Origin of the sequence: Amaricoccus sp. W119, assembly GCF_047275745.1 — a bacterium.
Taxonomy (GTDB): Bacteria; Pseudomonadota; Alphaproteobacteria; order Rhodobacterales; family Rhodobacteraceae; genus Amaricoccus.
The window spans coordinates 36,068-48,220 of the sequence record NZ_JBKQWU010000024.1 but is presented as its reverse complement, the minus strand read 5'-3'; the positions used below and the strand labels follow the sequence as shown (position 1 = coordinate 48,220).

The window sequence follows — 12,153 nt, the reverse complement described above, 5'->3', positions numbered from 1 at the left end:
TCCCCTGTCCCTCCTGCGTTCAATGCAGAAGGGAAATAGGTGGCCGGATTTTACTCCGCCCGCGGCCGGACTATCCCGCCGCTACCGTGGCCGGTTTTTGCACCGCCGCTCTCATAGGCATGCATTATCATCAGTCCGAAGACATGATAGAGCGGCAGCGCCATCACGACGATTTCCTTGCCCGGCTCGACCACCTCCGGCATATGCGCGGTGAACTGCTGGACGTTCGCGACCAGATTGCGGTGGCTCAGGAGCGCGCCCTTGGACGGGCCGGTCGTCCCGCCGGTATACTGGAAGAACAGCGTGTCTTCGCCGGTGACCGCGACAGGTTCCAGGTCGAGCCGCGCCCCCTCGCTCAGCACATCGGCGAAGCGGATCGCACCCTTCAGGCGCGGGTCCGCCGGCGGGGTCGGGATCGTGACGCCGCCCGCGTCGCCGAGTTCCACCGTGATGACGGTTCGGATCGGCGTATCCTCGACGATCTCGGCGAGGGTCTGCGTCGAGCCGCTGAACACGATGATCGTCTCGGCGCCGGAGTCGCGCAGCTGATGGCGCAGCTCGCTCGGCGTATAGAGCGGGTTCACATTGACCTGCGCCGCGCCCGCGCGCTGGATACCCAGCATCGCCACCGGAAAGGCGAAGACATTGGGCGACATCAGCGCCACACGGTCGCCGCGCTTGATGCCCGCGCGGTTCTGAAGCCACGCGGCGACGGCGTGCGCCGCCCTGTCGACCTCGGCGTAGGTCATCGTCCGGCCGAAGCACTCGAAGGCGGCCTTGTCGGCGTATCTGGCGCAAGCCTCCTCGAACAAGGCCACGGTCGAGGGATAGGCGTCGGCATCGATCTCGTGCGGGACGCTGGCGTGATAGGTCTGGGTCCAGGGGCGCTTCATTCTTTTTCCTGCCTCAAATGTTGGCGTTGACCCAGCCCGGGGCCGCCGGGCCGGGTCTGGCAATCAGGCCGCGCGGTCCTGCCTGAGCAGGGAGGCGAGGGGCGCGATCACCTCCTCGGACCTGTCCCGCGCCAGATCGACGAACTCCTTGGTCTGGGCGGTCGCGGTCTCGACCCGGTTCTGCGCCCAGGCCGCCTGCAACTCCGCGACCTCACGCAGATTGCGCGCGTTCACGGTGGCCTTCACATGGCGCCCGACCTCGGTCGCGGTTTCACGGCCGAAGCCGCCAAACGCACGGCCGAGAGCGACGATACCCTCGACATAGGCCCTGCCGCTGGCGGTCAGGGCGGTCGAGACCTGCCTGACGCTCTCCCCGGCGTCGCCGAACGCGGCGGCTACTTTCGCGGAGGTAGCGGCCTTCTCGGCGGGCTTCGTTGTGGTCATGGTCGTCTCCGAATGTCTGGTGTCTCGATGACCTCTTTGTCGCACCCGCCGCGATCACGCGCTTGAGAGCAGACGATCAAAGTTTGAGATTACGCGCCAGGCACGGTTGGGAGGTCGTGTCGCGCGACCGAACTGCGAGATGGCAAATCCACCGATCGGGTGCCCCGAATCTTCGGAAGACGCCCCGCGCTCCCCCGGAAGCACGAATTGCCAAGTTCGCGGGGGGTGCCTATCGTCGCTCATCCGGTCTGGGAGGAGCGGTGAAGGGACAGGGATACTACGTTCGGGCGACGAAACTTGGCGGCCTCGCGGAGATCGCCGCCGAACGTCGCGTGCGTCTCGCCGATCAGATGCGGGCCTCCGGGCTCGATCCGGCGGCCCTGAGGCATCCCGAGATGACGCTCGACTATCGCGGCTTCGTGGATCTGCTGCGGCGCTGCGCCATCGACTGGGACGTTCCCGACATCGGCATCAGAATGGCGGGCTATCAGGCGCTCGACTTTCTTGGTCCCGTCGCGCTGGTGACGCGCATGGAACGGACCGTCCGGGATGCCCTTCATGCGATCATCGCCAATCTGCCGATCTACAGCAACGCGACCAGCCTGGCGCTGGAGGAAACGGACGGCACGGCCACGATGATCCTGAACCGGCGCGCCGATGCGCCGGATGGGCGGGAGAACGCCGAACTTATCATGGCACAGGGGAAGCTGATGCTGGACACCGTCGCGGGCGCGCCGGTGCCCCTGATCGAGGCGAGTTTCATTCACGACAGGGGCGGGTCCGCCCGGGCGATCGACATGTTCTTCGCCTGCCCGATCCGGTACGACGCGACGCGCTACGCGGTGAGCTTCGATGCCGAGCTCCTCGGCCGGCCGATCCAGAAAAGCGACCTGGCCTATCACGCGCTGATCAGGCGCTACCTGGCCGAGGCCCATTCCGAGGTCGCGAACGGGACGGTTGACATCGCCCGGGCCGAGATCGCCCGGCGCATGGAATTCGGGACATGCACGCTGGAGAACGTCGCCCATGCCATGCGGATGGCGCCACGCAGCCTGCAACGCCAGCTGCGCAAGGAAGGCACCTCCTTCCGCGACCTCGTCGACGGATGGCGGCGGGAGCGGGCGCTCGCGATGGTTTCAAACACGCGCCTGCCACTGTCCGAAATCTCCGACGTGCTCGGCTATGCCGAACAAAGCGTCTTCACCCAGGCCTTCCGGCGCTGGTACGGCGAGTCACCCCAGAAGTTTCGCGCGAGCAGCGGCGCCGCGAGTGTGGTCAGGTGACCACTCATCGACCTTTTCGGCCGAAGCCTACGGCATGACCTGAGAGGCGACCCCCGACGTGAATCGGCCTCCGCTCCGGGGACGGGGGACCGGTCGGACAACCGGTCCCCTTCGCACGACATCACGTCCCCCGATGGCGCAGCGCATCGAGGATGAGCCTGAAGGCTGGGAGGTTCTGGCGGCGGCTCGGGTAGTAGAGGAAATAGCCGTCGAAGAACGGAGACCAGTCGTCGAGCATGAGGACAAGTTCGCCCGCGGCGATGCGCGGGTCGGCCATGGAACTGGGGACGAAGGCGATGCCGTGGCCGCTCAGCGCCGCGTCGAGCATGGCGTAGGAGTTGTTGAAGGTCAGCTGGCCGTCGACCCGGACGCGGAGCGCCTCGCCGTTCTTCTCGAACTCCCAGGCGTAGAGCCCGCCGCGGGTCTCGTGGCGCATGTTGACGCAGTCGTGGCCGACGAGGTCGCGGGGATGCTCTGGAGCGCCATGCGCGGCGACATAGGCGGGCGCGGCCACCGCGACCATGCGCCAGTCGGGCCCGATCCGGACCGCGATCATGTCCTTCTCGACGCTCTCGCCAAGACGCACGCCGGCGTCGAACCCGTCCTCGACGATGTCGCGGAACCCCGCGTCGATGCTGAGCTCCACCCGGATGTCGGGGTAGGCGCTCAGGACGGGTTCCAGCTTCGGCCAGACGACGGTCTCCAGCGCGTGATCCGAGAGCGTGATCCGGATCGAACCGGAGGGCTTCTCGCGGAACGCGGTCAGGGCGGCGATCTCCTCCTCGATCTCGGCCAGCCGGGGGCCGAGCACCCGGAGCAGCCGCTCGCCCGCCTCGGTCGGCGCGACGCTGCGGGTGGTGCGGGTCAGGAGCCGGATGCCCATCCGCGTCTCCAGCCGCTTGATCGTGTGGCTGAGCGTCGATTGCGCGACGCCGATCCTCGCGGCCGCGTTGGTGAAGCTGCGCGCCTCGGCGACGATCTGGAACCACATCAGATCGTTGAAATCGGTTCTGGGCACCGGAGCCTCCGAAACATGCGTCCGACCCATGATTAATCGACCGGGTCGATTGGTCCATGCCATTCGCCGCGGCTAATCCGATACCCGCCCATCGATTAGGTTCCGCCCATGCGGATTCTGAAGATGCGAATGGCGGAGAGATGGCGATGACCGATGCGACCTTCCCTGATCTGCGAGATGGCTCGGCGGTGACGCCCGGCGCGGCCTGGGGGGCGGTGCTCTCGATGTCGCTCTGCGTCGCGATGCTGATCGCCTCCGAATTCATGCCGGTGAGCCTCCTGACCCCGATGGCCGAAGGCCTGGGCGCGAGCGAGGGCCAGACCGGTCAGGCGATCTCGGTCAGCGGCTTCTTCGCGGTGGCGGCCAGCCTGATGGTCACCACCCTCGCCGGACGGCTCAACCGAAAATGGGTGCTGGTCGCGATGACCGCGCTGATGTTGCTCTCGCTCGTCATGGTCGCGGCGGCGCCGAATTTCCTCGTGCTGATGGGTGCCCGCGCGCTGCTCGGGATCTGCGTCGGCGGTTTCTGGGCGCTGGCGGCGGCGGTGATGATGCGGCTCGTCCCGGCCGAGGACCTGCCGCGCGCGCTCGCGCTCATGTATGGCGGACAGGCGATCGCCGCCGCCTTCGCAGCGCCGCTCGGAAGCTACCTCGGCGAGATCATCGGCTGGCGCGGCGTCTTCTGGGCGCTGGTCCCGATCGTCGCGGCCAACCTCGTCTGGCATATCGTGGCCCTGCCGTCGCTTCCGGCGCGCGGACGTCAGGATCTCGGCGCGATGCTCGGCCTGCTGCGCCGGCCCCATTTCCGGCGCGGGCTCATCGCCGCGACCTTCTCCTGGGGGTCGGCCTTCACGATGTTCACCTATCTGCGGCCCTTCCTCGAACAGGTGACCGGCGCCGATGTGACGGTGCTCTCGGCCCTGCTCCTGGTGCTCGGCTGCGCCGGTTTCCTCGGCACCTGGGCTTCGGGCCGGATGGTCGGCGCCAATGTCGCCCCGCTCCTCGCGCTCCCCGCGCTGGTCATGGGCGGCGGCACGCTGGCGCTGGTGCTGGTCGGAGGCTCGCTCGCCGCGACCGCGCTCATCCTCGCGGCCTGGGGCGCGATGAACACCGCGATGTCGGTGATCTGGATGGCCTGGATGTCGCGCAACGTCGATGACGCGCCCGAGGCGGGTGGCAGCCTGATGGTCGCGGCGATCCAGAGCTCGATCCTGCTCGGCGCGGTGATCGGCGGGCTGCTGCTCGACGCCATCTCGGTCGAGGCGACGTTCCTGGGCAGCGCGGCGCTCGCGGCGGTCGCCGTCGCGATCGCAGGCAACGGGCGGCGCCTCACGCGGCCCGCCTGAACCTCGTCCCATGAAGACCATATTCCTCCCCCTCGCAACCACGCCCCGCGCTGACAGGGACCATCGCCAGCCTCGCCGCGCCACGCGCAGGGGCACGGCGAGCTCATCGTGGTTCCGGGCGCGCGGCACATCGACCTCTACGACCGGGTGGAACTGATCCCCTTCGACCGGCTGGAACGTTTCTTCAGCGAGGCGCTTGTCTGACACGGGAGGCGCGCCGGCCAGCAGCCGCCGCGCCACGGCCAACCGAGAGGGTGACGACATGACGGCCACCGGACCTTCCCACAGCCGACGCGCGCTCCTTCTCGGCGCCCTCGCAGTCGCCCTGACGCCACGCCGGCTACTCGCACTAACCGGAGACACCCCCATGCGGATACGCTGCCAGTTCGCGGATCAGGTCTTCACCTGTCGGCTGCTCGACAATCCGACGGCCCGCGACCTTGTCTCGCTCCTGCCGCTCGACCTCACGATCGAGGACTTCTCCACCAACGAGAAGATCGCGCACCTGCCGCGCCGGCTCGACGAAAGCGGCCGCGTGCCCATCGAGGACGAGACGCCGGGCGATCTCTGCTACTTCCTCGGCTGGGGCAACCTCGCCTTCTTCCACGGGGACTACCGCTACCGGAACGATCTCATCCGCCTCGGCCGGATCGAAGGCGGCGTCGCGCCGCTGCTGGTCAAGGGTACGTTTCCGCTCAGCATCGGCGCCGAGGCGCAGCGAGGTCGATTGCAGGTTTGCCTTCCCTCGGCGAGAGGCTAAGTCGAGCAGACGAATTTCACGAAACCGTCATGCCGAGGTCAGTTCGTGCCGGAAGCGCCCCCGCCCGCGAAGCTCAATCGCTGGAAAACCCTCGACAAGGATCTCGATCGCATCGTCGCCCTCGAGGACGCGGCGGCGATGGTCGCGCGGCCCAAGGTGGCGGTCGGCCTCGCGATCATCTTCGTCCTGATCTGCGCCTTCGCGGCGGTGGGCTTCGTCGGGTCCGGGCCCGGCGCGGCCACGGTCATCGTGGCCGCCGCGCTCGGCGCCTACATGGCGCTCAACATCGGCGCGAACGATGTCGCCAACAACATGGGGCCGGCGGTCGGCGCGAACGCGCTCACGATGTCGGGCGCGCTGATCATCGCGGTGATCTTCGAGACCGCGGGCTCGCTGATCGCGGGCGGCGACGTGGTCTCGACGATTTCCGGCGGCATCGTCGCCCCTTCCGCCGTGGCCGATTCCGGCGTCTTCGTCTGGGCGATGATGGCGGCGCTCATCGCATCCTCCGTCTGGCTCAATCTCGCCACATGGCTCGGCGCGCCGGTCTCGACATCCCACGCGATCGTGGGCGGGGTGATGGGCGCGGGCATCGCGGCGGCCGGTTTCGCGGCGGTCCAGTGGGACACGCTCGGCCGGATCGCGGCGTCCTGGGTCATATCACCTGTCCTCGGCGGCGTCTTCGCCGCCGTCTTCCTCGCCTTCATCAACCACTACATCAAGGACGCCGCGGACAAGATCACCGCCGCGCGGCGCTGGGTCCCGGTGCTGATCGGCGTGATGGCGGGCACCTTCGCCGCCTATCTCGCGATGAAGGGGCTGAGGAAGGTCGTCGAGGTCTCGCTTGCGCAATCGCTGCTCCTCGGCGTCGCGGTTGGCCTGATCGTCTGGGCCGCGTTTCGTCCGATCGTCCGCGCGCAGTCCGAAGGGATGGACAACCGCAAGCGCAGCCTGAAGCAGCTTTTCAGCCTGCCGTTGATCGCCTCGGCCGCGCTCCTGTCCTTCGCACACGGGGCGAACGACGTCGCGAACGCCGTCGGCCCCCTCGCGGCGATCGTCCACGCGGTCGAGTCGCTGGACGCGAGCGAGACCGTATCGATCCCGCTCTGGGTCATGGCCATCGGAGCTTTCGGCATTTCCTTCGGCCTGCTGCTCTTCGGTCCGCGGCTGATCCGTCTGGTCGGGCAGGAGATTACCAAGCTGAACCAGATGCGGGCCTATTGCGTCGCGCTGTCGGCCGCGGTGACGGTAATCGCCGCCTCGGCGCTCGGGCTGCCGGTGTCCTCGACGCATATCGCGCTCGGCGGCGTCTTCGGCGTCGGCTTCTTCCGGGAATGGGAGGAGGAGCGCCGGGCACGCGCGCTGAAGCGGCTCAAGGGCAAGCCGGTCACGCCCGAGGAACGCAAGCGCCGCAAACTGGTCCGCAGGACGCATGTCCTCGGGATCGTGGCGGCCTGGCTCGTGACCGTTCCGCTGACCGCCATGCTGTCGGCCGCGATCTTCTGGGCGATCAGCCTGATCGCCTGAGGCGCCGCTTGGAAAGATCCGCGCCCCGCGTCGCCGCTCCGGGCCGGCGCGGTGGCCGACCAACGACCCGGCGAACCTGATCCGGACGCGCTTACCTTGTGACGTGGCGCCCCGGCGGGCGGCGCCGGTACCTCCGCGGTCAGCCGCGGATCAGGCCGAGCCGGATCAGGCTCTCGGCGGAGGCGATGATGGCATCCTCGCGGGATCGCGGCGCCCAGCCCAGCAGGCGCACCGCCTTCTCGCCGGTCGCGCTCATGTCGTAGCCGAGCAGCGTCGCCGCCATCCGCAGCTGCGCGTTCGTCTCGGCGGCGGCGCGCACCTGCGCGTCGGACCAGACCTCGGTCGAGACCTTCGCGGCGGCCTCGCCCAGCCGCTCCCGCAGCAGTTCGGCCACCTCGACCATCTTCATCGCTTCGCCCACGGTGGCGAGGAAGCGTTCCCCCCGGGCCGCAGGATCTGTCATGGCGCGCAGGTGCAGGTCCGCGACATCGCGCACGTCCACGCAGCAGGAGTTGATGTTCATGCAACCCGGCTGTCCCTCCAGCATGTTGGTGATGAGCCGGATGGAGTGCGAATAGTCGGCGCCCAGAACCGGCCCGTAGACCGCGGTCGGGTTGACCGCCGCCAGCTCCAGCCCCTCGCCTTCGCGGGTGATGAACTCCCATGAGGCGCGCTCCGCGAGCGTCTTCGATTTCTGATAGGGCGCGACCTCGTCCGTCAGTTCGCTCCAGTCGGTCTCGTCGAACGGACGACGGTGCTCCGGCTCGTGGCCGACGCCGATCGCGCCGAAGGCCGAGGTCAGGACCACGCGCCGCGCGCCGGCGTCGCGCGCGGCGCGCAGCACCCTGAGGTTCCCGTTCACGGCGGGCTCGATCCAGTCTTCCTCGCGGGTCTGGTCGCCCGAGGGCGTCGGAGAGGCGCCGTGCATCGCATAGGCGCATCCCGCCGCCGCCTCGGCCCAGCCCTCGTCACCGCCGAGATCGGCCACTGCGAAGGACAGGCGATCCCCGGCATCCACACCGCCAACCCTCAGATGCTCGCGCACCTCAGCCTCGCGCCCCGGCGAACGCACCGTCGCGCGCACGCGATAGCCGGCGTTCAGCAGCGCGATCATGCAATGCTGCGCGATGAAACCGGTGCCACCGGTCACAAGTACAAGCTCGTCGCCCATGTCGTTCCTCTTGGAAGCACGCGGAGCCCATGACGGATGCCGCGCCTGTGACGGAAGCTAGAGCGGCGTCGCGCCATCGTCACGGGCATTCGCGCGGTGACCCCGGAGGCCGGCGCGAGAACGGCGAACCGTCGGCTCATGTAACCGATTGGCAGGAACTCGCCTGGCGCTCAATGTTCCGGATCTGGTGCCCTGCTCGCTGAACGCCGCGGCGAAGGTTTGATGCCGGCACGCCTGAGACTCCCTCGTCGGGCGAGGCCCGATGCGGAAGGCAACTCAACAAGCCGAGCTTTCGCCGCGCTATCAATAGACCGGTGGTGCGATGATCCAGTGGACCTCGGCCGGCTGGTCGCTCTCGTTGCGCCAGGAATAGTCCTTGCCGGCGAACTGGAAGCTGTCGCCGGGGCCGAGGTCGAATTGCACGCCGTCGATCGTGAGCACGAGCCTGCCCGAGACGACGACGCCGCCGTCCTCGCGGCCCCGGCCCGAACGGAGGCCGCCGCTGTCGGAACCCGGCGCGAAGGTCGAGCGGATCATCTCGAACGAGCCGCCGAGCGATGGCGACAACAATTCCTCGACCAGCCCCGACGCGCGGGAGCCGATCGGGACGCGGTCGTCGGCCCGCAGGATCACTCCCTGTTCCTCGGGTCGTTTCGAGGCCGAACGGAAGAACAGGCCGAGGCTCGCGCCGAGCTTCTCCGCGATCGCGGAGAGATCGCGGACCGAAGGCTCCGCGATGCCGCGCTCGACCTCGCTGAGCCAGCCGACCGAACGGCCCACGCCCGCCGCGAGCGCCACCAGCGTGACTCCGCGAGCCTTGCGCAATGCCCTGATGTCCGAACCGATCTGTCGCGTCATCCGGATCGTCCCTCGCGATGAACCGGGCAATCATGCCGCGAAAGTGGCGGAGATCAACCTCGGATCTGAAACTGATCGCCTGATATGGGTCGTTAGTGAAAAATTGATTGAAAATTTCACACACATCAGGCATCACTCGCAGCAGATCCCAACGCTCCGGAGATTCCGCCATGGTCGACCTGCCCGCTTCCGCCCGCGTCGTCATCATCGGCGGCGGCATTTCCGGCTGTTCCGTCGCCTATCACCTCGCCGAGCTCGGCTGGACCGATGTCGTGCTGCTCGAACGTCGGAAGCTGACCTCCGGCACCACCTGGCACGCCGCCGGCCTGGTCGGACAGCTGCAGGCAAGCCAGAACCGCACGCGCCTCGCCAAATACTCCGCCGACCTCTATGCCCGGCTCGAAGCCGAGACCGGCCTCGCGACCGGCTTCCGCCAATGCGGGTCGATGACCGTCGCGCTGAGCGCGGAGCGCCGCGAGGAGATCCTGCGCCTCGCCGCCCAGGCCCGCGCCTTCGGGGTCGAGGTCGGCGAGCTGACGCCTTCGGAGGTGAAGGCGATGTATCCGCATCTCAATACCGATGGCGTCGTCGCCGGCGTGCATCTGCCGGGGGACGGGCAGGCCGACCCGGCCAATGTCGCGCTGGCGCTCGCCAAGGGCGCGCGGATGCGCGGCGCACGGATCGCCGAGGGGGTCAAGGTGACCGCGGTGACCGCCGCGAACGGCCGCGTCACCGGCGTCGACTGGCAGGACGGCGAGGAAACCGGTCACATCGCCGCCGAGCATGTCGTCAACTGCGGCGGCATGTGGGGGCGCGAACTCGCGGCGCGGAACGCGGTGACGCTGCCGCTCCACGCCTGCGAGCATTTCTACATCGTGACCGAGGCGATCCCCGAACTCAGGCGGCTGCCGGTCCTGCGCGTGCCGGAAGAATGCGCCTACTACAAGGAGGACGCGGGCAAGATTCTCCTCGGCGCCTTCGAGCCTGTGGCGAAACCCTGGGGGATGGAGGGCATCCGCGAGAACTTCTGCTTCGACCAGCTGCCCGAGGATTTCGACCATTTCGAGCCGATCCTCGAGAAGGCGATCCACCGGATGCCGATGCTCGCGGAAGCCGGGATCCACACCTTCTTCAACGGCCCGGAGAGCTTCACGCCGGACGACCGCTATTACCTCGGCGAGGCGCCCGAGCTCGGCGGCTACTGGGTCGCCGCCGGCTACAATTCGATCGGGATCGCATCCTCCGGTGGCGCCGGCATGGCGCTTGCCCGCTGGATGACCGATGGCGCCCCGCCCTTCGATCTCTGGGAAGTGGACATCCGCCGCGCCCAGCCGTTCCAGCGTAACCGGCGCTATCTGAGGGAGCGGGTGACCGAAACGCTCGGCCTGCTCTACGCCGACCATTTCCCCTATCGCCAGATGGCGAGCGCGCGGGGTGTCCGGCGCTCACCCCTGCACGAACACCTGAAGGCCCGGGGCGCCGTCTTCGGCGAAACCGCCGGCTGGGAGCGCGCCAACTGGTTCGCCGCGCCGGATCAGGCGGCCGAGTACCGTTATACCTGGGGTCGGCCGAACTGGTTCGAGAACCAGCGCGCGGAACACATGGCGCTGCGCGAGGGTGTCGGGCTTCTCGACATGTCCTCCTTCGGCAAGATCCGGGTCGAGGGGCGCGACGCGCTCGGCTTGCTGCAGCGGCTCTGCGCGAACGAGATGGATGTGCCGGCGGGAAGGATCGTCTACACCCAGATGCTGAACGCGCGCGGCGGCATCGAGAGCGACCTCACCGTGACGCGGCTCACGGAGACCGCCTTCCTGCTCGTCGTGCCGGGGGCGACGCTCCAGCGCGACCTGAACTGGCTCCGGCGCCACCTCGGCGACGCCGCCGCGGTGGTGATCGACGTCTCCGCCGGCGAGGCGGTGCTGCCGGTGATGGGGCCGCGGTCGCGCGATCTGCTGGCGCGCGTCTCGCCCGACGACTTGTCCAACGCGGGATTTCCCTTCGGCACCGCCCGCGAGATCGAGATCGGTCTCGGCATCGCCCGCGCTCACCGGGTCAGCTACGTCGGTGAACTCGGCTGGGAGCTCTACGTCTCCGCCGATCAGGCGGCCCATGTCTTCGAGGCGCTGGTCGAGGCGGGCCAAGACGAGGGGCTCCGGCTCTGCGGCCTGCATGCGATGGACAGCTGCCGGATCGAGAAGGGCTTCCGCCACTTCGGCCACGACATCACCGATGAGGATCACGTGCTGGAGGCCGGGCTCGGCTTCGCGGTCCGGACCGGCAAGGGCGACTTCATAGGCCGCGAGGCGGTCCTCCGTAAACGCGAGGCCGGCCTGTCCCGGCGGCTCGTCCAGTTCCGCCTGCGTGACCCGGAGCCGCTCGTCTTCCACGGAGAGCCGATCCTGCGCGACGGCCGCGTCGTCGGCCATGTGACCTCGGGCAACCACGGCCACACGCTGGGGGCCGCGGTCGGCCTCGGCTACGTACCCTGCGCGCTAGGCGAGAGCGCCGAGGCGCTGCTCGGCTCGGACTACGCCCTCGACATCGCGGGCCGGATCTGTCCCGCCGAACCGTCCCTCGCACCGATGTACGATGCGCGCGGCGAGCGGATGAAGCGATAGGCGCGCAGGAGGATGTGCCCGCGGCGGCGAGGCGCCTCGCGATAATCGCATCCGGCCTCACGGGCGGGTGTCGGAGTTTCCTGGCGCCCTCGTAACCCGCGGCAAAGCTGGAAGCTCGAGTGCACGGCCGGCCTTACGGCCGTTGAGAACGTGACAGCTGGCGTCCGGCGTGGTAGAATCGGCTTATAGATCTGCCGTATCCTTTTCATAATACGATATGGCCACGTTCTGGCCG

The 12,153-nt window shown here is 68.4% G+C and carries 10 protein-coding genes; 5 read left to right on the top strand and 5 right to left on the bottom strand.

The features are described 5' to 3' along the window. Positions 1–50: 50 nt before the first annotated feature. Entirely contained in the window at positions 51–893 is an 843-nt protein-coding gene (locus ACLJK8_RS13320; protein WP_413150772.1) for an AMP-binding protein, read from the bottom strand. 63 nt (positions 894–956) lie between these two features. Beyond that, positions 957–1,337 carry a phasin family protein gene (locus tag ACLJK8_RS13315; protein WP_413150771.1) on the bottom strand — a complete coding sequence of 127 codons (381 nt, stop codon included), beginning with the start codon at positions 1,335–1,337 and terminating at the stop codon, positions 957–959. Between the two features lie 260 nt (positions 1,338–1,597). On the opposite strand from ACLJK8_RS13315, the gene ACLJK8_RS13310 reads away from it, so the two are divergent. Next, positions 1,598–2,620 carry an AraC family transcriptional regulator ligand-binding domain-containing protein gene (locus tag ACLJK8_RS13310; protein WP_413150770.1) on the top strand — a complete coding sequence of 341 codons (1,023 nt, stop codon included), beginning with the start codon at positions 1,598–1,600 and terminating at the stop codon, positions 2,618–2,620. Positions 2,621–2,741: 121 nt separating this feature from the next. Here ACLJK8_RS13310 and ACLJK8_RS13305 read toward each other — a convergent pair whose 3' ends face one another. Beyond that, on the bottom strand, positions 2,742–3,638 hold the full coding sequence (locus ACLJK8_RS13305; protein WP_413150769.1) for a LysR family transcriptional regulator: 897 nt from the start codon (positions 3,636–3,638) through the stop codon (positions 2,742–2,744). Between the two features lie 146 nt (positions 3,639–3,784). On the opposite strand from ACLJK8_RS13305, the gene ACLJK8_RS13300 reads away from it, so the two are divergent. From ACLJK8_RS13300 to ACLJK8_RS13290, 3 genes are all read left to right on the top strand, one after another. After that, positions 3,785–4,984 carry an MFS transporter gene (locus tag ACLJK8_RS13300; protein ID WP_413150767.1) on the top strand — a complete coding sequence of 400 codons (1,200 nt, stop codon included), beginning with the start codon at positions 3,785–3,787 and terminating at the stop codon, positions 4,982–4,984. 367 nt (positions 4,985–5,351) lie between these two features. Then, positions 5,352–5,744, top strand: a complete 393-nt coding sequence (locus ACLJK8_RS13295; protein ID WP_413150766.1) for a cyclophilin-like fold protein — start codon at positions 5,352–5,354, stop codon at positions 5,742–5,744. A gap of 45 nt (positions 5,745–5,789) precedes the next feature. Beyond that, positions 5,790–7,271, top strand: coding sequence for an inorganic phosphate transporter (locus ACLJK8_RS13290; protein WP_413150765.1), 1,482 nt, complete (start codon positions 5,790–5,792; stop codon positions 7,269–7,271). A gap of 139 nt (positions 7,272–7,410) precedes the next feature. Here the strand turns inward: ACLJK8_RS13290 and ACLJK8_RS13285 are convergent, their stop codons facing one another. Next, a complete protein-coding gene (locus ACLJK8_RS13285) occupies positions 7,411–8,442 on the bottom strand; it encodes an NAD-dependent epimerase/dehydratase family protein (protein WP_413150763.1) in 1,032 nt (343 codons plus the stop codon). A gap of 303 nt (positions 8,443–8,745) precedes the next feature. Further along, entirely contained in the window at positions 8,746–9,300 is a 555-nt protein-coding gene (locus ACLJK8_RS13280; RefSeq protein WP_413150762.1) for a cupin domain-containing protein, read from the bottom strand. 170 nt (positions 9,301–9,470) lie between these two features. Between ACLJK8_RS13280 and ACLJK8_RS13275 the strand changes: the two genes are divergently transcribed. After that, positions 9,471–11,918 carry a GcvT family protein gene (locus ACLJK8_RS13275; RefSeq protein ID WP_413150761.1) on the top strand — a complete coding sequence of 816 codons (2,448 nt, stop codon included), beginning with the start codon at positions 9,471–9,473 and terminating at the stop codon, positions 11,916–11,918. Positions 11,919–12,153 lie beyond the last annotated feature (235 nt).